16 protein-coding genes, 2 tRNA genes and 1 rRNA gene are annotated in these 23,174 nt (G+C 34.1%); 11 read left to right on the forward strand and 8 right to left on the reverse strand.

Going from position 1 to position 23,174, the window contains the following annotated elements:
• Nucleotides 1-76 (forward strand): 5S ribosomal RNA (gene rrf, locus ACKTTV_RS22860); the annotation flags it as partial.
• Between the two features lie 275 nt (nt 77-351).
• Here rrf and ACKTTV_RS19625 read toward each other — a convergent pair.
• The 5 genes from ACKTTV_RS19625 to ACKTTV_RS19645 all read right to left on the reverse strand — a co-directional run bounded on the left by ACKTTV_RS19625 (nt 352) and on the right by ACKTTV_RS19645 (nt 11,457).
• Nucleotides 352-2,937: a phosphoenolpyruvate carboxylase gene (locus ACKTTV_RS19625; protein WP_408032587.1), complete on the reverse strand. Its 2,586-nt coding sequence runs from the start codon at nt 2,935-2,937 to the stop codon at nt 352-354.
• Between the two features lie 91 nt (nt 2,938-3,028).
• Complete coding sequence (locus ACKTTV_RS19630) at nt 3,029-4,486, reverse strand: glutamate synthase subunit beta (protein ID WP_408032588.1); 1,458 nt, start codon at nt 4,484-4,486, stop codon at nt 3,029-3,031.
• Nucleotides 4,487-4,489: 3 nt separating this feature from the next.
• Complete coding sequence (gene gltB / locus ACKTTV_RS19635) at nt 4,490-9,001, reverse strand: glutamate synthase large subunit (protein WP_408032589.1); 4,512 nt, start codon at nt 8,999-9,001, stop codon at nt 4,490-4,492.
• A gap of 174 nt (nt 9,002-9,175) precedes the next feature.
• Nucleotides 9,176-10,453 (reverse strand): ammonium transporter, encoded by a 1,278-nt coding sequence (locus tag ACKTTV_RS19640; RefSeq protein ID WP_408032590.1) that lies wholly within the window; start codon nt 10,451-10,453, stop codon nt 9,176-9,178.
• Between the two features lie 14 nt (nt 10,454-10,467).
• Nucleotides 10,468-11,457, reverse strand: coding sequence for an outer membrane beta-barrel protein (locus ACKTTV_RS19645; protein ID WP_408032591.1), 990 nt, complete (start codon nt 11,455-11,457; stop codon nt 10,468-10,470).
• 388 nt (nt 11,458-11,845) lie between these two features.
• Here ACKTTV_RS19645 and ACKTTV_RS19650 point away from each other — a divergent pair, with 388 nt between their 5' ends.
• Entirely contained in the window at nt 11,846-12,628 is a 783-nt protein-coding gene (locus ACKTTV_RS19650; protein ID WP_408032592.1) for a tRNA pseudouridine synthase A, read from the forward strand.
• Here ACKTTV_RS19650 and ACKTTV_RS19655 read toward each other — a convergent pair whose 3' ends face one another.
• The 3 genes from ACKTTV_RS19655 to ACKTTV_RS19665 all read right to left on the reverse strand — a co-directional run bounded on the left by ACKTTV_RS19655 (nt 12,629) and on the right by ACKTTV_RS19665 (nt 15,148).
• A complete protein-coding gene (locus ACKTTV_RS19655; protein WP_408032593.1) occupies nt 12,629-13,306 on the reverse strand; it encodes a GNAT family N-acetyltransferase in 678 nt (225 codons plus the stop codon). It abuts the gene before it with no gap.
• 108 nt (nt 13,307-13,414) lie between these two features.
• Complete coding sequence (locus ACKTTV_RS19660; RefSeq protein WP_408032594.1) at nt 13,415-13,900, reverse strand: outer membrane beta-barrel protein; 486 nt, start codon at nt 13,898-13,900, stop codon at nt 13,415-13,417.
• A gap of 105 nt (nt 13,901-14,005) precedes the next feature.
• Nucleotides 14,006-15,148, reverse strand: coding sequence for an acyl-CoA dehydrogenase (locus ACKTTV_RS19665; RefSeq protein WP_408032595.1), 1,143 nt, complete (start codon nt 15,146-15,148; stop codon nt 14,006-14,008).
• A 100-nt stretch (nt 15,149-15,248) separates the two neighbouring features.
• Here ACKTTV_RS19665 and ACKTTV_RS19670 point away from each other — a divergent pair, with 100 nt between their 5' ends.
• From ACKTTV_RS19670 to ACKTTV_RS19710, 9 genes are all read left to right on the forward strand, one after another.
• Entirely contained in the window at nt 15,249-16,319 is a 1,071-nt protein-coding gene (locus ACKTTV_RS19670) for an anhydro-N-acetylmuramic acid kinase (RefSeq protein ID WP_408032596.1), read from the forward strand.
• A 327-nt stretch (nt 16,320-16,646) separates the two neighbouring features.
• Nucleotides 16,647-17,873, forward strand: a complete 1,227-nt coding sequence (locus tag ACKTTV_RS19675) for a Glu/Leu/Phe/Val dehydrogenase dimerization domain-containing protein (protein ID WP_408032597.1) — start codon at nt 16,647-16,649, stop codon at nt 17,871-17,873.
• A 19-nt stretch (nt 17,874-17,892) separates the two neighbouring features.
• A complete protein-coding gene (gene nhaB / locus ACKTTV_RS19680) occupies nt 17,893-19,365 on the forward strand; it encodes a sodium/proton antiporter NhaB (protein ID WP_408032598.1) in 1,473 nt (490 codons plus the stop codon).
• Between the two features lie 279 nt (nt 19,366-19,644).
• Nucleotides 19,645-20,331 carry a MotA/TolQ/ExbB proton channel family protein gene (locus ACKTTV_RS19685; protein ID WP_408032599.1) on the forward strand — a complete coding sequence of 229 codons (687 nt, stop codon included), beginning with the start codon at nt 19,645-19,647 and terminating at the stop codon, nt 20,329-20,331.
• Between the two features lie 2 nt (nt 20,332-20,333).
• Nucleotides 20,334-20,726, forward strand: a complete 393-nt coding sequence (locus ACKTTV_RS19690; protein WP_408032600.1) for an ExbD/TolR family protein — start codon at nt 20,334-20,336, stop codon at nt 20,724-20,726.
• A gap of 4 nt (nt 20,727-20,730) precedes the next feature.
• Nucleotides 20,731-21,552 (forward strand): energy transducer TonB, encoded by an 822-nt coding sequence (locus tag ACKTTV_RS19695; protein ID WP_408032601.1) that lies wholly within the window; start codon nt 20,731-20,733, stop codon nt 21,550-21,552.
• 23 nt (nt 21,553-21,575) lie between these two features.
• Nucleotides 21,576-22,784, forward strand: a complete 1,209-nt coding sequence (locus ACKTTV_RS19700) for a bifunctional folylpolyglutamate synthase/dihydrofolate synthase (protein ID WP_408032602.1) — start codon at nt 21,576-21,578, stop codon at nt 22,782-22,784.
• Nucleotides 22,785-22,909: 125 nt separating this feature from the next.
• Nucleotides 22,910-22,984, forward strand: a tRNA-Val gene (locus ACKTTV_RS19705).
• A gap of 32 nt (nt 22,985-23,016) precedes the next feature.
• Nucleotides 23,017-23,091 (forward strand) — tRNA-Val (locus ACKTTV_RS19710).
• Nucleotides 23,092-23,174 lie beyond the last annotated feature (83 nt).

Here is a 23,174-nt window from a genome sequence, read left to right on the forward strand (position 1 = left end):
CCATTCCGAACAGAGAAGTTAAGCCCATTAGCGCCGATGGTACTGCCACTGGTGGGAGAGTAGGTCGTTGCCTTTCTTTTAAAAACTCCTCATTACTTAATGTAATGAGGAGTTTTTTTTTATCCTTACTTTACTTTCTAATATCATTGAATTAAACAACCTCTTAAAATACCCGTTTTAGTCATTTTTACTATTAAAATGACTACTTACTTAAATATTAATAATAGTTGGAAGAAAGAAGCCCTAGAATGCTATAGAAGTGAAAGCGGGTTTCCTTGTTAGGAACAAAAAAGCCCAAGAATAAAACTATTCTTGAGCTGAGAATTCTAATCTATCGCTATTTCAACTATCTTAAGCTGAATTTCTACTTGCATTAATATTTCCAAATAGTGATCGTGTGACGATTTTTTCGAAAATTTCTTGTTTTTCTGGATCGATATTTTCTTGTTCTCCTAATTTTTGAATTTCCTTTAAGGCATATTGTTGTATGGTTAATAAAGGTAAAACTATGTTTTCTCGAATATCTATGGAAGCCTTACCTGCTGGTTGGTTTTCCATTAATGTCGTATAACCAGTAAGTTTTAAAATTAATCTATGAGATAATAAGTATTCTTCATAAATCAATTGCCAGAATTCACCATATTCTTCGTCGTTTGCCATATATTTCGTCAAATCGAAGAAGGATTTTGATAAAGACATCATACTATTTTCAATTAAAGTTTTGAAGAAACTCGATTCATTGTATAGTTTTACTACCTTGCCAAATTCTCCTTTATCTTCAAATTCCTTAATCGCGGTACCAACTCCGAAGAAACCTGGTACGTTTTGCTTTAATTGACTCCAAGATCCAACAAAAGGAATAGCTCTTAAATCTCCAAAGACTAAACCAGCAGAAGCGTTTCTCTTAGATGGACGACTACCAATATTGGTTTTTGCATAATATTTAAGCGTACTCATTTTTTCTAAGTATGACAAAAATTTAGGATGCGCTTTGAAATCACTATAGGTTTGATAACTCATATTGGCTAGTTCATTCATCACCTTAACATTATCATCAGTCATCAATTCATTAATTCCATTTAATTTATTACTAATACCAGAACTAATTAATTGTTCCATGTTGTATTGCGATGAATCTAACGTCCCAAAATTAGAACTAATTGTTTGTCCTTGAATTGTTAATTGAACTTCTCTATCTTCGATTTTTGGACCTAAAGAAGCATAGAATTGATGCGTTTTTCCTCCACCTCTTGCAGGAGGTCCTCCACGACCATCAAAGAATATAACGGCGATTCCATATTTTCTTGACATAGCCGTTAATTCTTCTTTAGCTTTAAAGATCGACCAGTTTGCCATTAAATAACCACCATCTTTAGTTCCATCACTGAAACCAAGCATTATGGTTTGTTTTTTACCTCTTTCTTCAAGATGCTTCATATATGAAGGATTACTATAAAGTTCTTCCATCACTTTTGGAGCATTCTTAAGGTCGGTTATCGTTTCAAATAAAGGAACAATATCCACTGTTAATTGATCATTGAAAGCAACTAGTTTGAGCATTGCATATAATTGTATAACATTCAATGAAGTTTGATTGTTACTTATAATGTATCTATTCGCTGCTGCTTCTCCATTACTGTCTTGAATCGTTTTGATAACCTTCATTGTTTTTAAGGTTTTCAATGCGAATTCATCTTTTATAATATCTAAATTAACAGATCCTTTAATTTCTGAAAGTAATTTTATCTGTTCGGTTTCTTCCAAATCATGATAATTGTCTGGGAAAATAGGAGAATTGTTCTCTTTCAATGTATCTACCAAAGTGGTAAATACATTATGGTGTTGTCTACTATCTTGTCTTATATCCAGATTAGCAAAATGGAATCCGAAAAGTTTAATTTTATTTAAAAGACTCTTTACTTCTTTTAGGTATAACGATTGGTGTTCGTTGATTAGGATATTCTTTATCTCAAGAAGTTCTTGTTCTAAAAATTCAAGAGAAATTGATGTTGTGTCATTTTTTAGGATAGTCTCGTATAATTTACTTTCTAAATTGACAATTCTATCTTCAATACCAGTAAACGTTAGTTTTCGTTTAAGTACTCTTACATCGCGATAATAATTTTTTATAATCGCTTCTTTAAGTTTTTCAGAAACCTTTAAAGTAGTTTCTGGAGTAACAAAAGGATTTCCATCTCTATCACCTCCTGGCCAGAACCCAATATTGATAACATCATTTTTCAGATCTTCAGAATCTGCAAAAATGTTTTCTTTTATATAGTCGTATATATTTCCAAAAGAACGATAAAATACATTTTCTAAATACCAGATTAAGCTAATAGCTTCGTCGTAAGGTGTTGGCTTGCTTTGCCTAAAAAATGGCGTTTTACCAAGTTGAGCTAGGAGTTGAGTGATTTGTTGTAAATCGTTGTTTTTAATTGCTTCTGATAAAGCAGTAATAATTCCAAGAACAGATCCTGGATAAAATTGTGTTGGATGTGCCGTTAAAACAATTCTTACTTTAAAATCTTGTAAAAATTCTTTCAATTGCCCCATTTTATTGTTGGAAGAAGCAAATTCTTTTAAATTTCTTAAAGTACCAATTCCATCCATATTATTTACAATAGGGAAGGCTGCGTCTTCGATAGCATCAAACAAAACAACTTGTCGTTCGATATATTGAATAAATCTGAAAAGTAAATTTATCTGACTCTTTTCGTCTCTTCGAGCTTGATATTTTTCAAAAAATGTTTTTACGATAGTAGTAGGGTCATCTCCTCGATCATAACCTTTCTTACAGGTTTCGTGAAAAAGAGGTAAAAGCACACCAGTTTTAGTAATACTGCTAAATGGCAGTGTCATAAAAATACTGTTGTATATTTTATATTTGGCCTCTACGCTTTCTTCAAATCTTTTTATTTTAGGTAGTTTGGACATTGTAGTTTTTTTAATACTGAAAATTAAAAAACGTCTAGCAAGAATTCCCATATAAAATGGAAATTCTACGAAAACGTTTTAAACTAATTACTTATACACCAGGAAGGTCTCCATTGCCTTTAGTAGCTAAATAGCTGGCACTGGTTAAGTATTTATCGATGCTAATAGCGGCTTCTCTTCCTTCTGAAATTGCCCAAACAATCAATGATTGACCTCTTCTCATATCTCCAGCAGTGAAAACATGAGGAACATTTGTTTGATAATTATTTGCTTTATAATTGCTTCTATTATCTAATGTTAATCCTAATTGATCGCTTAAGGTAGTTTCAGGACCTGTGAAACCGAGAGCCAAAAGAGCCAAATCGCAAGGCCAGATTTTTTCAGTATTTGGTTTTTCGATAAGCTTAGGACGTTCTCCCGGGACAATTTCCCATTCAACTTCAACAGTTTTAAGAGCGGTTAGCTTACCATCACCGTCAGTAATAAATTCTTTTGTGTTAATCAACCAATTTCTATCACAACCTTCTTCATGAGAAGTACTTGTTTTCAATTGTAGTGGCCAGTACGGCCATGGAGTTTTTGCACTTCTAAGTGCTGGTGGTTTCGGCATGATTTCAAAGTTTGTAACCGATTTAGCTCCTTGTCTATTTGATGTACCTACACAATCTGATCCAGTATCACCACCACCAATAACGATTACATTTTTACCTTCTGCAGAAATATGCTCATCTTCAAGTTCTTTGTTGAATACTAGTTTTGTTTGTTGCGTTAGGAAATCCATTGCTTGGTGCACACCATCTGATTCTATTCCTTTCACCGGAATACTTCTTCTTTGTGTAGCCCCCCCGCATAATAGTATTGCGTCGAAATAATCTAGATTCTTAATGTCATAATTTACACCAACGTTAGCGTTTGTCTTAAAAATGACACCTTCTTTCTCTAGTATTTTTACGCGTCTATCGATAATTCCTTTTTCCAGTTTAAAATTGGGAATACCATATCTTAATAACCCTCCAACTTCATCATCTCTTTCAAATACAGTAACGTTATGACCAGCTCTATTCAATTGTTGAGCAGCAGCCAAACCAGCAGGACCAGAACCAATGACAGCGACGGTTTTACCAGTTCTTATTTTAGGTGGGTTTGGTTGAATCCATCCATTGGCAAACGCACGTTCAACAATGTTTTTTTCTATATTCTCAATAGAAACAGGATCATTAACTAATCCTAAAACGCAAGATTTTTCACATGGAGCAGGGCATAGCCTTCCTGTAAACTCAGGAAAGTTATTCGTTGAGTGTAAAATTTCAGCTGCTTTTTGCCACTCTCCCTTATACACCATGTCATTAAAATCAGGAATTAAATTTCCCAATGGACAACCGCTATGGCAAAATGGAATTCCGCAATCCATGCATCGAGCACCTTGCTTTTTTATTTCAGATTCTTTAAGGGCAATGGTAAACTCTTTATAGTCTTTTACCCTTTCTTCTACTTTTATATTCGATTCGTCTTGTCTTTCTATATCTATAAATCCTCCAATTTTACCCATAACTTACGCTGTAATTTTTTTTAATACTATTTTTTCTTCAGATAACCTTTTTAAAGCTTTTTTGTAATCTCTAGGGAATACTTTTACGAATTTCTTCTTTACGGTTTCCCAATTCTCAAGTTGCTTTCTGGCTAGTTCACTGTTGGTGTAATTGTAATGAACTTCAATATGTGTTTTAAGTTCAAAGAAATCGTTCTCGTCTAATGGATCTAAATCAACCATTTCCTTGTTACACAAATTGTTTACGAATTCATTATCCTCATCGAATACATAGGCGATTCCTCCACTCATACCAGCGGCGAAATTTCGACCAGTTTTTCCTAGAATGATAACTTTACCTCCTGTCATGTATTCACATCCGTGATCACCCACACCTTCTACTACAGCAGTAACTCCTGAGTTTCTAACTGCGAAACGCTCTCCTGCGATTCCATTGATAAATGCTTTTCCTTTTATTCCTCCATAGAAACTTACGTTTCCAGTGATGATATTTTGAGAAGCATCAAAAGTTGCTGATTCAGGTTTTTTAACAATTAAAGTAGCTCCCGATAGCCCTTTTCCAAGGTAATCGTTTGTTTCTCCTTCAACAGTAAGCGTAAGTCCTTTGGTTGAAAAAGCTCCAAAACTCTGTCCAGCAGATCCCTTAAATGTTACGTTAAGTGTATTTTCTGGAAGACCGTCTTCTCCGTATTTTTTAGAGATTTCATTGCTGAGAATAGCTCCAACGGCCCTATCTGTGTTTTGAATTGGATATTGCAGATTTGTTTCTTTTGAGTTGATGATTGCTGATTTTGCATCGTTTAAAATTTTAAAATCTAGAACATTGTCTAAATTGTGGTTTTGTTTTTCGGTATTGTATTCAATAGTTTCTTTTTCTTGCTGTGGCTTATAAAGAATCGCAGAAAGATCTACTCCTTTAGCTTTATAATGGTCTATAGCTTTATTGGTGTTTAGTTTATGACTTTGACCAATCATTTCATTTAGAGTTCTGAATCCTAATTGAGCCATAATTTGTCTTAACTCTTCTGCAACGAAGTACATGAAGTTAATTACATGCTCAGGTGTTCCTTTAAAGTTTTTACGCAATTCAGGATTTTGAGTAGCAATTCCTACTGGGCAAGTATTTAGGTGACAAGCTCTCATCATGATACATCCAGAAGCTACTAACGGTGCAGTTGCAAAACCGAATTCTTCAGCTCCTAATAGGGCAGCAACAGCAACATCTCTACCTGTTTTTAATTGTCCATCGGCTTCTAAAACTACTCTGTTTCTTAATCCGTTTAATACAAGTGTTTGTTGTGCTTCTGCTAAACCTAATTCCCAAGGTAATCCAGCGTGTTTTAATGAGGTTAAAGGAGAAGCTCCCGTACCTCCATCATAACCAGAAATTAAAATCACGTCTGCTTTTGCTTTAGCAACTCCTGCTGCAATAGTTCCTACACCAACTTTTGAAACTAATTTTACATTAATTCTAGCCTCTCTGTTGGCATTCTTAAGGTCGAATATTAGCTGAGCTAAATCTTCAATAGAATAAATATCATGGTGAGGAGGAGGTGATATTAATCCAACATAAGGTGTTGAATTTCGAACATCAGCAATCCAAGGAAGTACTTTTTCTCCTGGTAACTGACCACCTTCTCCGGGCTTGGCTCCTTGAGCCATTTTTATTTGAATCTCTTTGGCATTAGTTAAGTAATTACTTGATACACCAAATCGTCCAGAGGCAACTTGCTTGATAGCACTGTTTTTCCAATCTCCATTAGATTCTTTTTCAAATCTTAATTTGTTTTCACCACCTTCGCCAGAGTTACTTTTACCTCCAATTCTGTTCATGGCGATTGCTAAATTTTCATGTGCTTCCTCACTAATAGAACCATAAGACATAGCTCCAGTTTTGAATCGTTTAACAATTTCAGTCCAAGGTTCTACTTCATCAATAGAAATAGGATCAAGATTGTTGAATTCGAACAAGCCTCTTAAGGTCATTAAGTTTTCACTTTGCTTGTTGATTTTATCAGCATAGGTTTGATAACTTTCTTTAGATTTACTACGAACAGCCTGTTGTAGTTTGGCTACTGTAGTTGGATTAAACATGTGTTTTTCTCCATTTCTTCTCCACCTGTAGTCTCCTCCAATTTCTAAATCAAGAACAGATTTATAGTTTTCAAGTTTGAAAGCTTTATCAAATCTTGTTTGAATGTCTTTTTCAAGAACAACCAATCCAATACCTCCAATTCTTGATGGAGTGTAAGGGAAATATTTGCTTGCGAAAGTTTTCTTTAAACCTAAAGCTTCAAAAATTTGAGAAGCTCTATATGAGTGTAATGTAGAGATTCCAATTTTGTTCATTATTTTTAGTAATCCCTTTCCAATTGCCTTGTTAAAGTTTTCAACAGCAGTTTCTTCGTCTAAATCTTTAATGACATTGGTTTTTACTTGCTCACGAATAATTTCGTTTACTAAGTATGGATTGATAGCACTTGCCCCGTATCCGAATAATGTTGCGAAATGATGTGGTTCTCGAGCTTCGGCAGTTTCAACTACAATACCGAATTTTGAACGTTTTTGTTTGCTGTTAAGTGAGTGATGAACATACGAACAAGCTAATAAAGCTGGAATTGGTGCATATTCTTTATCTACATTTCTATCTGAAAGAATAATAATGTTAGTTCCTTCAAAAACGGCTTTTTCAACAGCAATTAAAACATCGTCTAAGGCTTTTTCTAATCCATTCACACCTTTATTGATAGGGTATAAAATAGGAATTGAAACTGCTTTAAAATCAGGATGATCAATATTTTTTATCTTATCTAAATCGTCATTAGATATTACTGGATTTTGAATTCTTAGTTTTTTCGCTTGCTCAGGGATAATATCGAAAATATTACGGTCTCCTCCGATAGCAAGGCTGATATCAGTAATTAATTCCTCTCTAATTCCATCCAATGGAGGGTTGGTAACTTGAGCGAATAATTGCTTGAAGTAGTTGTATAACAACTGCGGTTTGTCAGATAAAACCGCTAATGGAGTATCGGTACCCATTGATCCGATAGCCTCCTTAGCTTTAGTTGCCATTGGAACGATTACTGTGTTAATTTCTTCTATGGTGTACCCAAAAACACGTAACCTAGTTTTGTAATTCGTAGGCTCAATTGGACACATATTATTTGTGTACGGAACTTTCGCTAATGGAAGTGTATGTTCACTAACCCATTCTTGATAAGGTCTTTTAGAAACAATTTCAGATTTAATTTCTTCATCTTCAATAATTCTTCCAGCATTCATGTCAACCAAGAACATTTTTCCTGGCTCTAATCGACCATGTCTTTCTACATTTTCTGGTTCTACTTGAACCACTCCAATTTCAGAAGACATAATAACGAATCCATCTTTTGTTACGGTATAACGCGAAGGTCTCAATCCGTTTCTGTCTAAAAGAGCACCAATATAATTTCCATCTGTAAAAGGAATGGAAGCAGGACCATCCCATGGTTCCATGATACATGAATTGTACTCATAGAAAGCCTTTTTGTCTTCAGACATTGTTTGGTGCTTTTCCCATGCTTCAGGTACCATAATCATCATTACTTCTGGTAAAGATCTACCTGTCATTAACAAAAGTTCTACGACCAAATCCATCGAAGCAGAATCCGATTTCCCATCTCTTACGATCGGGAATAATTTCTTTACATCTTCACCAAACAAGTCACTTTTCATAAGTTCTTCTCTGGCTCTCATTCTACTTACGTTACCTCTTAGTGTGTTAATTTCACCATTGTGACACATGTATCGGAAAGGCTGCGCTAAACTCCAAGCAGGGAAAGTGTTGGTAGAGAAACGTTGGTGAACAAGTGCGAGTCTTGTTACTACATCTTTCTCTTTTAAATCTTTATAATATCTACCAATATCTTCAGGAATTAAAAGCCCCTTGTAAATTAACGTTGTCGTTGATAGACTTGGTAAATAAAAGTAGTCAGCTTGTGAAAGTTTCGATTTAGCAATAATATGTTCTGCTATTTTTCTTGCTGCAAATAGTTTAGCGTTAAATTGTAAATCAGTAAGTTCTGTATCGTTTTTATCAACAAAAATTTGCTTTATTTTAGGTTCGGTTTTGGAAGCGATTTTTCCCATAAACGAAGTATCAACAGGAACATCTCTCCAACCTATAATTCTTAATCCTTGTTTTTTAATTTCTTCTTCAAAAACTGAAATACAGTAGTTTGATTGGTTAGAGCTTTTAGGAAGGAATACCATCCCGACAGCATACTCTTTCGGAGCAGGAATTGTAAATGAGCAAACACGCTTAAAGAATTCGTGTGGAATATCGATAAGAATACCAGCACCATCACCTGTTCGTCCATCGGCACTTACTGCACCTCTATGTTCTAGTTTTACTAGAATTTCAAGAGCATTATGGATGATAGTGTTTGATTTTTCTCCATTTAAATTACAAATAAATCCAGCACCACAGTTATCTCTTTCGAACTCTGGGTAATATAATCCTTGTTGTTTCATTTGTTTGCTTTTTTACAATAATTAATGTTTAACATAACTAACTCAGTTAGTTTAGTATACTCAAGACAAATAGTTGTGAAAACTATTCATCTTGAGTAGGCTTACACTAAAACGTTCTGTGAAGAACGAAATAGTTATCTATTTCTATTTTTTGTATTAAAGAATACTTGTTTGTTATTCACCTCTATCTCTTTTTCCAGGGTATGCGATTGTACCGTGTTCAGCTAAATCCAATCCTTTTTCTTCAATTTCTTTAGAAACTCTTAGTCCAATGGTTTTCTTTAGTGTGAATAGAACTACGAATGCTAAAACAATTGCCCATAAAGCATATGCAAAAGCACCAACGGCTTGAACACCTAATTGAGAGAATCCTCCACCATTAAAAAGTCCAATACCTTTATCTCCATTGACGCCCCAAAGTCCTATAACTAAAGTTCCCCAAACACCAACAACTCCGTGAACAGATGCGGCACCAATAGCATCGTCTATTTTTAATTTCTTTTCAATAAATTCAATTGAGAATACAACTAAAACACCTCCAATTAATCCAGCTAAAGCAGCGCCACCATCAGTCATGTTTCCACAACCAGCTGTAATACTTACTAAACCAGCTAAGGCTCCATTCAAGGTTTGTGCTAAATGTGGTTTACCATACCAGATCCATGTTGTAATAAGAGCTCCTAATCCACCGGCGGCAGCTGAAAGGTTTGTAACTAAAACAACATTTGAAGCAGCGATAGCATCTTCACCTCCCCAAGCTAATTGAGAACCTCCATTGAATCCGAACCATCCTAGCCATAAGATGAAAACTCCTAATGTGGCTAAAATTTGGTTGTGCCCAGGAATAGGAAGTACTTTACCATCTACAAATTTCCCGATTCTTGGACCTACTAAAATAGCAGCAACTAGAGCAGCCCATCCACCTACAGAGTGTACAATAGAAGAACCCGCGAAATCAATGAATCCCATTTTAGTTAACCAACCTTCACCTTGCCATTGCCAGCCTCCGGCAATTGGGTAGATAAGGGCAGTCATTATGATTGAAAATATTACGTAAGTAGAATATTTTGTTCTACCTGCGATAGCTCCTGATACAATGGTAGCAGCGGTTGCAGCGAACATAGTTTGGAAAAGAAGATCAGCTCCTTCTCCTTGGAATAAACCACTCCAGAAGAACCATCCATTTGATGTACTTCCGTACATTAATGAATATCCAACCATCCAGTATGTTAAAGAACCTACACAGATATCCAGTAAATTTTTCATCGCAATGTTTACTGCGTTCTTAGAACGTGTCATTCCAGATTCAACTAAAGTAAATCCTGCCTGCATAAAGAATACTAAAATTGCTGAAAGAAGCATCCAAAGCATTCCCATATCTCCTTTTATTTTAGCAACTTCAGTTGCTAAGTCAGAAGTGTTATCTTGAATTATTGTTAAAGTTAAACTCATAATAAACGATGTTTTTATTCAAAAGAGTAAATAGCTGCTAGCGTTACTCCTGTTATACTTTTGTCATTAAAAAATGTAACGTCATCAGAGGTATCATATCTGAATTCCGTAATAACCTTTAAATTTTTCATAATTCCTTTATTCAAGGTTAAGGTATAAGCCGATTGACTAAGGTCTCCCGTAGATGTTGTTGTTGTGAAGAATTCTGGTCTTAGTCCTAATGAGAACTCATTTTTAAATTCTTTTTGTAAATACAATGCAACACCATAGTACCCTGCATCGGCGTCATTTGAATTTGCATAAGCACCATTAATGCCTAAATAAAAATCATCTGTAATGTTGAATCCACCTGTATAATCTAAATACAAGAAATCTTTAAAGCCAGATCCGTCAGCTCCATAAACTAAATTTAAGTACTGCCCTTTATAACCAGCTTGAAAACCTAATTGATAATCGTCTGTAGGATTGGTTCCTTCAGTAATAAGATGTGGATTCGTTACTGCCAGCATGAAGCTTAAATCTTCAGAAGCTGTGTAATCCACTTTTAAACCTGTATGTGAAAAAGGTCCAGCATTGAAAAGATAAGAAACACTGTAATTGAAATTTGCTGCAGGAGCAATAACCTCATACCCAAAGAAGGTATTAAACTGTCCAAGTGTGAATCTTAAATCATCAGTAGCTTGGTAATACACATATAACTGATTGATAGCACCTTCATAAGCATTAGCGGCATTGGCTCTTGGTCCGAAGGCTAAATCGGCAACTGCACCAATTTTTTCTTTTTCATAAGAAAGAACAGCATTGGCCATACCAAGACCAAATCCATTTGCTGAATTATCGGATAAAATACCGACGCTACCTAAACTACTTGTACTTAAATTTGTTGTGTAATACGTATCCACGCTTCCGCTTAACGAAAAGTTACTTTTCGTTTCTTTAGTTTGCGAAAAAGAGTTAAAACAGAGCATGGTTATCGTAAATGTAATAGGATTAAATTTTACCATAACTATTCGAATTTTTGATTAAATGAGGTGCTAATTTTCAACTTTTTATAGATATAAACAAATGGCAGCTAGCTTGTTAAGGGGGAAAAACGTTTTCGTAAACGGTTTGATTGTCAAAAAAAAGGGGGGAAAAATTTCAATATGATAAAAGGAACAAACCTAAGTGTATATAAAATGAGAAGTACTCAAATAAAATTGAAAAAAATATCGATTTAATAAAAATGCATTTTTTTTGAAAAAAAATTGATTTTTAATGAGGAATTTTAGGTAAAACGATGTTTTTGTTAATTTATTTTTACTAAAAGGTTGTTTTTATTGAATAATCAATAATTTATTTAGAACGATTCAAAATAAGGATTAAAGTGAAAATGGTTGTAGATTTGGCATTATGAATTACAGTTATTCTTATCTTGTTAGAGTCCAGTATCTTGGGTTTCGATTTCATGGATGGCAAAAGCAACCCGATCTTAAAACGGTACATTGGGCTATTGATAAAACATTAAAGTTTGTATGTAAAGGTATCCGTAATAAATCTGTTGGAGTAGGAAGAACAGATGCCAAAGTTTCCTCAACGAATTATGCTTTTCAGTTGTTTATTGATGTGGAGCTTGAAAAAAAAGACTTTATTGAAAGCTTTAATCTAAATTCACCTTCAGATATTCGAGCTTTATCTATTGAAAGAATAACGGATGATAGTTTTAATATTATTCAACACCCTAAGCTAAAAGAGTATAGATATTATTTCTCTTATGGAGAGAAAAATCATCCTTATTGTGCCGCTTTTTTAACAGGGGTTTTGCAGGATCTTGATATCGATGAAATGAAAAAAGGAGCAAAGTTGTTTGAAGGTTTCCATAATTTCACAAGATACTGTACAAAACCTTCAAAAGACACCAAAGTAGAAAGAGCAATTGATCAATGTATTATTATGGATAATACTGAGTTGTCTGCTTCGTTTTTTCCTGAAAGAAGCTATGTTTTGGTTGTAAAAGGAGAGGGGTTTCTTCGAAATCAGATACGTTTAATAATGGGAGCATTGTTTGAGTTAGGAAAAGGAAACTATGATTTAGATTTTATAAAGGAGTCTTTAAATCCAAATAGTGATATCGATTTTCTAAAAACAATTGCACCTTCATCTGGTCTTCATCTCCATAAAGTCGATTTTAAATAATTACGAGTTCTTCACATAATGTCTCCAAGTCATTTTTCGAATACTTTTGAATCCTAATTTTTCGTAGAGTTTAATTGCTCCGGTATTTTTTTGAGCAACATGTAAAATTGGAATTTTATTTTTTTCCAAGATTCTTTGAGAAGTATAAGCAACCAGTTGTTTCGCCATCCCTTTTCTAATGTGGTTTGGGTGAGTTACCACAGCACTTACTTCAATATAATCATTCATTTGCATTCTTTCACCTGTGACTGCGGCTAGCGTGTTATCAATAAAAATACCATAATAATCCCCCATTTCAAAAGTCCTTTTTTTAAAATAACCAGGCATTACCAGCCAAACAAGTTCATAAAGTTCGTCAATATGTTGTTCGGTTAGTTTTTCAATGGAATGAGTATATTCTGGCTGGTTTAATTGGGAAAGAACCATTTGATCGCAGATAACTGTTTTATCAAGTGTAAGTGTAGAAGGTTTGATGGGGTGATTTCCTACAATAAAGAAATCATCACATATTTTGCTATATGACTCCATAGCTTCTTTAGTTTTTCCAATTTTAGTAAAACCACCAAATGGGCAAACTTCAGGGTTGTAAAACTTTACTCCATCGTATTCAATAGCATATGAGTTATGAGTTTCACTTAAAGCCTGCCAGACAGGGTTGTCCAAGTTATTTGTGTCCATAGTATAAATATATAAAGCTTGTATAGAACTAGACCTATGCTCAAGGATAAATATTAAATAAAAAAAGTTCATCCATTGGATGAACTTTTAAAACAAATACATTTTATATTATAACTTAAATAGAATTCCTAAGCCAATGCTATTCACACTTCCTCCGTCAGCAGAAATTCCATTATAACTTCCTTGAACCGCAATGTTATCAGCAACTTCGTAGCTAACTAAAGGTCGATAGTAAAAACCACCGTCATTACCTGTGTTTATTCCTACTCCATATCCAATATCAGCTCCAACAGTAAATTTATCTGAAGCTTGATATCTTGCAGCGGCAGCAATAGGTAAAAATTGAATATCACCAAAACCTTGATTGTCATTAATATCCTTTCCAAAAAAGTTTACAAAGGCTACTGAAGGACCGGCTTTGAAATTGTCGGCAACATTAAATAAGTAGTTTGCTTCTGCGCCAAGAGTAAAAGAATAAACATTATTGGTGTCTCCTATAGGAAGACCAGCATTTACACCAACATTAAATTCTCCCTCTTGAGCCTGAATTGATACTCCAAGCATTACGGCAATAATAAAAACTAGTTTTTTCATTTTTTTAAATTTTTAAAGTTGTTGTTTGTTACCCAACTTCTATGCCACTTTTTTGAAAAGTGGAGTAAATAATGAAAAAACTAGTCTGTATAATATATAAATAGCTTATCCTTTAATTAAGCTTCTTGAAATTACAATCTTTTGAATTTCAGAGGTTCCTTCGTAGATTTGAGTGATTTTCGCATCACGCATTAATCTTTCTACATGATATTCTTTTACGAAACCATTACCTCCATGAATTTGAACAGCTTCCACAGTTTGTTCCATAGCAACTTTCGATGCATACAACTTAGCCATGGCTCCAGATTGATCGTAATTAGCTCCAGCATCTTTATCACAAGCAGATTTCATTACTAAATGACGAGCAGCGGTAATTTCAGTATACATATCTGCTAATTTGAAGGCGATAGCTTGGTGATTGCAAATTTCAGTTCCAAAAGCTTTACGTTCTTTAGAATATTTTAAAGCCAATTCATAGGCTCCTGAAGCAATACCTAAAGCTTGAGCTGCAATTCCGATACGACCTCCTGATAAGGTTTTCATGGCAAATTTAAATCCGAAACCATCTTCACCAATTCTATTTTCTTTAGGTACTTTTACATCATTAAATTGTAAAGTATGAGTGTCAGAACCACGTATACCTAATTTATCTTCTTTAGGTCCAATATGGAAACCTTCCATACCTTTTTCAACGATAAAAGCATTAATTCCTCTATGACCTTTGCTTCTATCAGTCTGAGCAATTACAAGAAAAACTTCTGCACGCCCACCATTGGTAATCCAGTTTTTGGTACCATTCAATAAATAATGGTCTCCTTTATCTTCAGCAGTAGTAGCTTGAGAAGTTGCATCACTTCCAGCTTCAGGCTCACTTAAACAAAAAGCACCAATTTGCTCTCCAGTAGCTAATTTTGTTAAGTATTTTTGTTTTTGCTCTTCAGAACCGTAAGATTCTAAACCATAACAAACTAATGAATTATTAACAGAAACCATTACTGAGGCAGAAGCATCAATTTTAGAAAGTTCTTCCATAATAAGAACGTAAGAAACAGTGTCCATACCACTTCCTCCGTACTTAGGATCTACCATAACTCCCATGAAACCAAGTTCACCCATTTTTCGGACTAACTCGTTTGGAAATTCTTGTTTTTCATCTCGTTCAATAACTCCAGGTAATAATTCGGTTTGTGCAAAATCACGTGCAGCATCACGAATCATTAAATGCTCTTCAGTAAGGTTGAAATCCATTTATCTATTTATTAATTTATTTGTTAAATTCGTAAAAATTGTTTTCAAAGATACGTTTTTAATGTGAAATATTCAATGGAGTTTTCTATTTTTACTGAATATGATAGAGAATTACTATTTTGTTATCGGGATGATGTCGGGAACATCATTAGATGGGATTGATTTAGTGTACGCTAAATTTAAAAAAGAGGATTATACGCAATTTGAAATAACTTTTTCCGAAACTGTTTCTTATTCTTCAGAATGGAAAAAAAAGTTGCAGGAAGCTGTGTTGTATGAGAAAAATGAATTAGACTCACTGAATATAGCATATGCAGAATTAATTGCCGAAGTTATTGAAGAGTTTATCCTTAGCCATAATATTAAAAAAATTGACTTTATAGCATCTCATGGACATACAATTCTTCATGAACCAGATAAAGGAATTACTCTACAAATCGGAGATGGTCAAACACTAGCTAATAAAACATCTAGAAAAGTTATATGTGATTTCAGAACTCAAGATGTAAAGTTAGGTGGACAAGGAGCGCCATTAGTGCCAGTTGGAGATAAGTTGTTGTTTCGTAATTATAAGTATTGTATTAATCTTGGCGGGTTTGCAAATGTTTCCTTTGACAATGATAATGGGAGCCGAATTGCTTATGATATCTGCCCAGTAAATATTGTTCTTAATTACTATGTTAGAAAGCTTGGAGAAGAGTATGATGATGAAGGGAAGTTGGCAGCAGCGGCAAACTTAAATAAAGACTTGTTCAAAGAGCTAAATGGTTTAAGCTACTACAAAGAGAAACCGCCAAAATCTCTTGGGTTGGAGTGGGTTCAAAAACACGTAATTCCTTTAATTGATCGATATGAGGATGATATCCCTACCATACTGAGAACAACAATTGAGCACGCGGCTTATCAAATAAGTAAATCCATGCCAGGAAAAGGAAATGTTCTGTATACTGGAGGTGGAGTATTTAATGTTTTCTTAATGAAAAGAATTGAGTTTTTTACGCAACAAAGAGTAGTTTTGGCCGAAAAGGTGCTTATAGAATATAAAGAAGCATTAATTTTTGCTTTTTTAGGAGTGTTAAGGGAAGATAATAAAGTAAATTGTTTGGCATCAGTAACAGGTGCAAGCTCTGATCATTCCTCGGGGGATATTTTTTTAGCAGAACTTTCCTGAAACGATTTCGTTTAAAATTTTGTTAAAAGCTATTGGTTCAATGGAAACTTTTTGAGTGTGTAAAGTTTCCATCGTATTTTAGCAGTGTATATTAAGAATTATATACAATCCAAAGGTCATTGAAAACAAGTTATGCCTAATATAGGTAGTTAGGTAAAATAATAACACGAAACATATATTTTTTTGGTAAGTTTGTGAGGTAAGAAAAATTTAAAAATTATTTAGATGAATCAGCTTTAACTCCCCTTATAGGGGTAAAAAATTATGATGTATAGTTAGCTATTAAGAGAAAAGAAACTAAAGTTGAACATTACTAAAAAATAAAAGATGAAAGAATTACTAAAAAAATATGAAGAAAAACAACCTGAAATAGTTTTTAACTGGAAGGATTCAGAAACAGAAGCGGAAGGTTGGACTGTTATAAATTCGCTAAGAGGAGGAGCAGCCGGAGGAGGAACAAGAATGAGAAAAGGATTGGACAAGTATGAGGTGATGTCTTTGGCGAAAACAATGGAGGTTAAGTTTACAGTATCAGGGCCTGCGATTGGAGGTGCTAAGTCGGGAATTAATTTCGATCCGCACGATCCAAGAAAAAAAGGAGTTTTAGAGCGTTGGTATAAAGCAGTAGCTCCTTTATTAAAGAATTACTATGGTACTGGAGGTGATTTAAATGTAGACGAAATTCATGAAGTAATTCCAATTACTGAAGATAGTGGGGTATGGCATCCGCAAGAAGGAGTATTTAATGGACATTTTAAACCAACTGAAGCAGATAAAATCAATAGAATTGGTCAGTTGCGTCATGGAGTAATTAAAGTTCTCGAAGATTCTAACCTATCTCCAAGCGTTGCGAGAAAATATACAGTAGCCGATATGATTACTGGTTATGGTGTTGCTGAAGCAGTAAAGCATTATTATGAAATCTATGGAGGAAGTGTTGTTGGTAAAAGGGCGATTGTACAAGGTTTTGGTAATGTAGGTTCCGCAGCAGCGTATTATTTAGCCCAAATGGGTGCAAAGGTAGTTGGAATTATAGATAGAGTTGGTGGAGTGATTAATGAAGACGGTTTTTCTTTTGAAGAGATAAAAGAACTTTTCTTGAATAAGGACGGAAACACATTAATTGCGGAAAACATGGTTCCTTTCGAAGAAATGAATGCTCGAATTTGGAATTTACCATGTGAAATTTTTGCACCATGTGCTGCATCAAGGTTAATAAAGAAAGATCAAATTGATCAAATGATTGCAACAGGTTTGGAAGTGATCTCTTGTGGAGCAAATGTTCCTTTTGCAGATCAGGAAATTTTCTTTGGACCAATTATGGAAGAAACTGATAAGAAAGTAAGTTTAATACCTGACTTTATATCGAATTGTGGAATGGCAAGAGTGTTTGCTTATTTCATGGAAAGAAGGGTTGAAATGACAGATGAGGCTATTTTTAGCGATACCTCAAACACGATAAAAAGAGCACTTCAGAAAACATTTTCAAAGAGTGCTTCAAAAACGAAAATAAGTGAAACAGCTTTTGAAATAGCATTGAAAGAACTAGTTTAAAAGCTATAAATTAAGTAATATGTTTAAATATTTTTTAGGTAACAGCCCAAAATGGTTTAAAATGACCATGATTGGCTTTTTAATCTTTAACATTTTTTCCTTCTTTATTTTAGGAAAAACAGTAACAGCTTGGCTTTTTATCGGAGAGTTTATTTTTACTCTGGCAATGGCTTTAAAGTGTTATCCCCTACAATCAGGTGGTTTACTAGCCATTGAAGCATTGGCTTTAGGATTAACAACACCTAAAAATGCTTACCATGAGGTTGATCAAAATCTTGAGGTAGTATTGCTATTAGTGTTTATGGTAGCAGGTATCTACTTCATGAAACCTCTTTTAATGTATATTTTTAGTAAGGTATTTACTAGAATAAAATCGAAAGTAGTTCTATCTGTATTATTCGTAATACTATCAGCAGTTTTATCTGCATTTTTAGATGCATTAACCGTTACAGCCGTATTAATTAGTGTTGCAGTTGGATTCTATGGAGTTTATCATAAAATACATTCAAGTTCTTCGGATCATGACGACGACGGTATTTTGGATAGAAAGGAGCTTAGTGGAGAAACATTGGAACAATTCAGAAGTTTTCTAAGAAGCTTAATCATGCACGGTGTGGTTGGTACTGCATTAGGAGGAGTTTGTACTTTGGTTGGAGAGCCTCAAAATTTACTAATTGGTGAAAGAATGGGATGGGATTTTATTGAGTTTTTCATGCAAATGGCACCAATTACAATTCCAGTATTCGTATTAGGTGTGGCTACAACGATAGTATTAGAAATTACAGGTTGGTTTGGTTTTGGAGCTAAACTTCCTAAGGTTGCAGCTGAAATTATTGAAAGATATACAGAGAAGGAAGATGAACAGCGTACAGATAAGCAAAAATATGGACTTATTATACAAGGTGTATCTGCAATACTTTTAATAGCTGGGTTAGCTTTACATATTGCTCCTGTTGGATTTATAGGATTGGCGTTGATTATTGTTCAAACTTCGTTTATGGGAATTATTGATGAGCATCAGTTAGGGCACGCCTTTGAAGAAGCACTTCCATTTACAGGTTTATTAGTAGTGTTTTTTGTAATTGTAGCAATGATTCATGATCAACACTTGTTTAGTCCGATTATTCACTGGGCTTTAGAGCAGGATCCATCTTCTCAGCCAGGGCTATTTTATTTAGCTAATGGACTTCTTTCTGCAATTAGTGATAATGTTTTTGTTGCGACTGTTTATATTGGAGAAGTAGAAGCTGCGTTTAAGTCAGGTCAAATTACTAGAGAACATTTTGAAACATTAGCTATTGCTATTAATACAGGTACCAATTTACCGAGTGTAGCAACGCCAAATGGTCAGGCAGCATTTTTATTCTTATTAACATCCTCATTAGCTCCATTGATAAATTTATCATATACAAAAATGGTAAAAATGGCATTACCATATACAATTGTATTAGGTGGTGTGGGATATATTATGGTAAAGTTAATGTTAGCATAAAATATTAAGAAACATACATTTTATTTTATAATTTTGAATCCTGAATTTTCGCAATTCAGGATTTTTTTAAACAATTAAAAAAGAACTCATTCGTTATACCAATTACAGTTTGAAGTTATCCTAAACGAAAACGTTTGTATTTTTCCGATAGACAGGGAATAAAAAGAGAACATTCCTTGAGTTATGACCGTTTTTTAGAACGAAGTTTATCGAAAAGTGAATTTATTGGATAAATTTGATTTGTAAATGGTATTAGTATTAAAACTTAAATTCATCTTAATGATAGCATATTTTCAAGACCAAGCTGAAGTAGTAGAAGAAGTGTCACAAGAAAAGACATTGTCCATCTATAATTTAATTATGGATGGAGGTATAGGAGGACAAATTATAATTGCTTTATTATTTGTTCTTTTAGCCGTAGCATTATACATATATTTTGAACGCTTTTTCGCTATTAAAGCTGCTTCGAAAGTAGATAAGAATTTCATGAATCAAATAAAAGATCATGTAATGAATGGTAAGTTAGAAAGCGCAAAGTCATTGTGTGATAATACAACTACACCAACAGCTAGGTTAATTGGAAAAGGAATTTCTAGAATTGGAAAGCCTTTAGAAGATATTAACAAGGCAATTGAAAATGCAGGTAAACTTGAGGTGTACCAGTTAGAAAAAAATGTGAGTGTTTTAGCTACTATTGCAGGTGCTGCACCTATGATTGGTTTTTTAGGAACTGTAATTGGAATGATTGTTGCCATTCATGAAATAGCAAATTCGGGAGGGCAAATAGATATTAAAATGCTTTCTGATGGACTTTATACGGCAATGACTACTACAGTTGCTGGTTTAATTGTCGGGATTATTGCTTATATTTCATACAATCATTTGGTTGTGAGAACGGATAAAGTTGTTTATCAAATGGAGGCAAAATCTGTGGAGTTCTTAGATCTTTTAAATGAGCCTGTATAATTATGAATTTAAGAGGTAGAAATAAGGTAGATCCTAGTTTTAATATGTCGTCGATGACAGATATTGTATTTCTGTTGTTAATATTCTTTATGTTAACTTCAACGTTGGTTACAGTGAGTGCGATTGATGTTTTGTTACCGAAAGCAGGAGGTAAAACTGAAAATAGTACTTCTGTTGCTGTTACCATTACCAAGAATTCATCTTTTTATTTGGATAAATCAAAAGTGAATTCAAGGAATTTGGAAAGAGAATTGCTAGCGAAGGTCGGTGCTGATAAGAAGAAAACAGTGGTTATTCGAGGAGATCAAAATGTTGCATATAAAAATGTTATGAAGGTTATTGATATAGCTAATAGAAATAAGTTGAAGATGATTTTAGCGGTTAAAGGAAAATAAATATATGTCCATATTAGATACAAAGCATAAGAAAAAATCAGCAGTAATAACCGCAATTATTTTGTTGTTGTTACTCTATGGCGTATTTAATTTCGGGATGAGATACCTAGATCCTCCTATAGAGTATGGAGTTGCCATTAATTTTGGTAATTCAGATGTGGGTAAAGGAGAGCCTGTTGAAAAAACAAAACAGCAAGCAACAAATGAGCCAGTAGAAGAGGTTCAGGAGGAACAAGTGGAAGAAGTTCAAGAAGAAGTGATCAAAGAGGATATTATTACGGATGATACTTCTGAGGATGTTCCTGTGGTAGAAAAAAGTAAGGAAGAAAAGAAAAAAGTTACTGAAACTCCTGAAAAGACAAAGCCAAAAGAAAAACCAAAACCAAAACCTTCAAAAGCTACAACAGATGCGTTAAATAGTTTGTTGAATGGAGCTTCGAAAGACGGTGCTTCTGGTGGAGAAGGAGATGATGATAAAGATGGAACGAAAGGAAATCAAAATGGAGATCCTAACTCTTCTAAATATTATGGTAAAGGAGGAAGTGGCTCAGGAGGGAATTATAATTTAGCAGGAAGAAAGGCACTGTCAAAACCAATTGAAAAACCGAATTGCCAAGAAGAAGGAACTGTGGTTGTTAGTATTGAAGTAGATAAAAATGGAAAGGTTATTCGTGCCATACCTGGAGCGAGAGGAACAACTAACTCGGCTTCTTGTTTATATGATGCAGCTAAAAAAGCCGCACTAAAAACAAAATGGAATCCTGATTCTAATGCTCCTACAAAACAAAAAGGGACTATTATTTATAAATTTTCGCTTTCACAATAAGTTATACAAATATTTTACAGTAAATGACGTACCAGGAAACACTCGATTGGATGTTTGCTCAGTTGCCTATGTATCAAAAGCAAGGTAAAACTGCGTTTAAAAAAGATTTGACTAATACATTAGCTTTGACTAAGCATTTAGGGAATCCAGAAAGAAGATTTAAATCTATTCATGTAGGAGGAACTAATGGTAAAGGTTCTACGAGTCATATGATTGCTTCGATATTGCAGGAAGCTGGTTATAAGGTTGGACTTTATACATCGCCTCATTTAAAGAATTTTACAGAAAGGATTCGAATTAATGGAGAAGAGATATCAAAAGATTCTGTAAAAGACTTTATTTTAAAGAATAAACCTTTTTTGGAAGAGCAAGGGCTATCCTTTTTTGAAATGACCGTAGGTATGGCTTTTAATGAATTTGCTGTGCAAAAAGTTGACATTGCTGTTGTTGAGGTAGGGCTTGGTGGAAGGTTAGATTCCACAAATATTATTACTCCTGAAGTGTCTGTAATAACTAATATAGGGTTAGATCATACTCAGTTTTTAGGAGAAACACTACAAGAAATAGCTTTTGAAAAGGCAGGGATTATTAAAAAGAATGTTCCGATAGTCATTGGAGAAAGGCAAAAAGAAACTACTCCCGTTTTTGAAAGAAAGGCAAAGGAATGTAGTGTTGAGTTGATTTTTGCTTCAGATATGAAAGATAAATATGATACTGATTTGTTGGGAGATTATCAATTACATAATTCAAGATCAGCCGTACGAGCAATTAATGAATTAAAAGATTATCATGTTTCTGATGAAAATATAAGAAAAGGTCTTTTAAATGTAGTTCGTAATACGAATTTAAAGGGGAGGTGGCAAATTCTTCAAGATTTACCAAAAGTTATTTGTGATACAGCTCATAATAAAGAAGGATTATCTTACACTTTAGCACAACTAAAAAAAGAAAATTTTGAAAAACTTCATATCCTTTTAGGAGTCGTTTCTGATAAAAAGTTGGAAGATGTTTTACCAATGTTTCCTAAAGAAGCCGTGTATTATTTCTGTAAACCGAATATTCCAAGAGGACTTTCTGAAAGGGAATTGAAAGAAAAAGCAAAAAAATATGGATTGAAAGGAGGATCATATTCTTCAGTTGATGATGCGTATAAGTCTTTGAAAATTAATTTAAAAGAAAATGATGTGGCATACGTAGGTGGAAGTACTTTTGTTGTTGCTGAAATTTTATAGAAAAAAACTTTATAAAAAGTATTGTCAATTCTAAAAACTGTTATATATTTGCACCCGCAATTAGCAATTACTTTTACAAAGAAATTGAAGTTCAAAACTCATTCTTAGTGAGTATAAACAATTAAGGGCGCGTAGCTCAGTTGGTTCAGAGCACTTGGTTTACACCCAAGGGGTCAGGGGTTCGAATCCCTTCGCGCCCACAAACTCATCCTTAGTGAGTATAAACAATTAAGGGCGCGTAGCTCAGTTGGTTCAGAGCACTTGGTTTACACCCAAGGGGTCAGGGGTTCGAATCCCTTCGCGCCCACGGAAGAAAAAAAGCTTCATCAAAATTGATGAAGCTTTTTTGTTTTTTGATATTTCGTTAAACATTTTTGTAACTTCGTAAAT

It is taken from the genome of Tenacibaculum xiamenense (genome assembly GCF_964513065.1).
Lineage (GTDB): Bacteria > Bacteroidota > Bacteroidia > Flavobacteriales > Flavobacteriaceae > Polaribacter > Polaribacter xiamenense.

Coding starts and splice junctions, on each gene's coding strand:
- ACKTTV_RS19625 (WP_408032587.1), bottom strand. CDS start 2,937: ATGTCCAAACTACCTAAAATAAAAAGATTTGAAGAAAGCGTAGAGGCC.
- ACKTTV_RS19630 (WP_408032588.1), bottom strand. CDS start 4,486: ATGGGTAAAATTGGAGGATTTATAGATATAGAAAGACAAGACGAATCG.
- gltB (WP_408032589.1), bottom strand. CDS start 9,001: ATGAAACAACAAGGATTATATTACCCAGAGTTCGAAAGAGATAACTGT.
- ACKTTV_RS19640 (WP_408032590.1), bottom strand. CDS start 10,453: ATGAGTTTAACTTTAACAATAATTCAAGATAACACTTCTGACTTAGCA.
- ACKTTV_RS19645 (WP_408032591.1), bottom strand. CDS start 11,457: ATGGTAAAATTTAATCCTATTACATTTACGATAACCATGCTCTGTTTT.
- ACKTTV_RS19650 (WP_408032592.1), top strand. CDS start 11,846: ATGAATTACAGTTATTCTTATCTTGTTAGAGTCCAGTATCTTGGGTTT.
- ACKTTV_RS19655 (WP_408032593.1), bottom strand. CDS start 13,306: ATGGACACAAATAACTTGGACAACCCTGTCTGGCAGGCTTTAAGTGAA.
- ACKTTV_RS19660 (WP_408032594.1), bottom strand. CDS start 13,900: ATGAAAAAACTAGTTTTTATTATTGCCGTAATGCTTGGAGTATCAATT.
- ACKTTV_RS19665 (WP_408032595.1), bottom strand. CDS start 15,148: ATGGATTTCAACCTTACTGAAGAGCATTTAATGATTCGTGATGCTGCA.
- ACKTTV_RS19670 (WP_408032596.1), top strand. CDS start 15,249: ATGATAGAGAATTACTATTTTGTTATCGGGATGATGTCGGGAACATCA.
- ACKTTV_RS19675 (WP_408032597.1), top strand. CDS start 16,647: ATGAAAGAATTACTAAAAAAATATGAAGAAAAACAACCTGAAATAGTT.
- nhaB (WP_408032598.1), top strand. CDS start 17,893: ATGTTTAAATATTTTTTAGGTAACAGCCCAAAATGGTTTAAAATGACC.
- ACKTTV_RS19685 (WP_408032599.1), top strand. CDS start 19,645: ATGATAGCATATTTTCAAGACCAAGCTGAAGTAGTAGAAGAAGTGTCA.
- ACKTTV_RS19690 (WP_408032600.1), top strand. CDS start 20,334: ATGAATTTAAGAGGTAGAAATAAGGTAGATCCTAGTTTTAATATGTCG.
- ACKTTV_RS19695 (WP_408032601.1), top strand. CDS start 20,731: ATGTCCATATTAGATACAAAGCATAAGAAAAAATCAGCAGTAATAACC.
- ACKTTV_RS19700 (WP_408032602.1), top strand. CDS start 21,576: ATGACGTACCAGGAAACACTCGATTGGATGTTTGCTCAGTTGCCTATG.